The following is a 1614-nucleotide window of genomic DNA, read 5'->3' as shown; positions in this document are numbered from 1 at the left end:
GAGCTAATTGCGATGTTCCAAAGTGCAAGCGGGAAAAGGGATGGAAGACAGGGCAAATTTTATTTTCCCCCAAAAAATAAGCTTGAAAGAGGGCTTTTGAGGAAGAAATTGGGGGGATTCAAGAAAATCCACCCCAAAACACAAAAAACAGATGAAACCGCACCATAAGTGAGTTAAGATGTTAATATCTACAAAAACAATCTTAAACTTAGGGGGTTTCACCTGTATGGCTATTATACCACAAATGAGTTTATTTTCATGGACAGATTTAGATGAATTAGGGGATTTGGATCGCCTGCGCTTGGTCATCGAATATCTACCTGATGAAAAGCTTATGAAAACCCTTGAAAGTCAGCGCAAAAATGGCCGGAACGATTACCCCATTCGGGCGGTCTGGAATACGATTTTAGCCGGAGTCGTCTTTGAGCATAAAAGTACTGAATCTCTTCGTAGGGAGCTTAAAAGAAACGCCCAATTGAGATACATGTGTGGCTTGGAAGGAAGTAGCGTTCCACCAGCTTATGTGTACTCTCGATTCATGAAAAAACTATTTGATCATGAAGAAACAATCAATTTGATGTTTGAATCCCTCGTAGCTGAACTCTATGAGACTCTCCCAGATTTTGGAAGATCCTTAGCGATCGACAGTAAGGCCATCCCATCTTTTGCGAATGGAAAAAATAAAAATGAAGAAAAAGATGGCCGCAGAGACACGGATGCAGATTATGGGGTAAAAGAGTATCGTGGAAAAAGAGAAGACGGAACGATGTGGAAAAAAATAACGAAATGGTTTGGATATAAACTCCATTTAATCATTGATTCCAACTATGAACTTCCTGTGGCCTATTCTGTGACGAAGGCCTCCGTTCCAGATATTAACGAAGCCCATCATCTATTAGATGACATCCAGGAAAATCAGCCTTATATTCTTGAAAATGCAGAGTCGATGCAAGCCGACAAAGGGTATGATGATACAAAGCTTTATGTACGCTTATGGGATAGCCATAAAATAAAACCGGTCATCGATATTCGAAATATGTGGAAAGATGGAGAAAGCACCCGTCTATTAGGTGATTGGGAAAATGTGACCTACAATGTTAAAGGAAATGTATATTGCCACTGCCCACTCACAGGAAAGGAACGTGAGATGGCAAATGGAGGATTTGAAAAAGATAGGAACACACTTAAAAAGTTATGCCCCGCCAAACAGTACGGCATACATTGTGAAGGTGCAGCCGAGTGCCCAGTGATACAGGGAATTCGGATTCCGCTGAGCGAAGACCGACGTATTTTTACCCCGATTGATCGGGCCAGTTACAAATGGAAAAGAGAATACAATAAACGAACAGCTATTGAACGTGTCAATAGCCGGCTCGATGTTTCCTTTGGATTTGAAAACCACACCATTCGTGGATTAAAGAAAATGAAGGTAAAAACCGGACTAGCCCTATGTATCATGCTAGCTATGGCATTGGGAAGGGTGAAGGAGAATCAGGCTGAGAAAATGAGAAGTCTCGTTTCTTAAATTATCAATTATCCACATGTAAATAAGTCATTTTTAAAAAACGAACTGTGGATAATAGGATACGTGCGCCCTTTTTTAGTGAAAAAAAG

1 protein-coding gene is annotated in these 1614 nt (G+C 40.6%); it reads left to right on the top strand.

The window, feature by feature from the left end; translation table 11 throughout:
- Positions 1-226: 226 nt before the first annotated feature.
- Positions 227-1525 carry a transposase gene (locus GW534_RS15800; RefSeq protein WP_161921921.1) on the top strand — a complete coding sequence of 433 codons (1299 nt, stop codon included), beginning with the start codon at positions 227-229 and terminating at the stop codon, positions 1523-1525.
- Positions 1526-1614 lie beyond the last annotated feature (89 nt).

Origin of the sequence: Pallidibacillus pasinlerensis, assembly GCF_009996845.1 — a bacterium.
Classification (GTDB): domain Bacteria; phylum Bacillota; class Bacilli; order Bacillales; family Caldibacillaceae; genus Pallidibacillus; species Pallidibacillus pasinlerensis.
The sequence above is the reverse complement of the archived record's forward strand: the minus strand, read 5'-3'. Positions and strand labels throughout refer to the sequence as shown.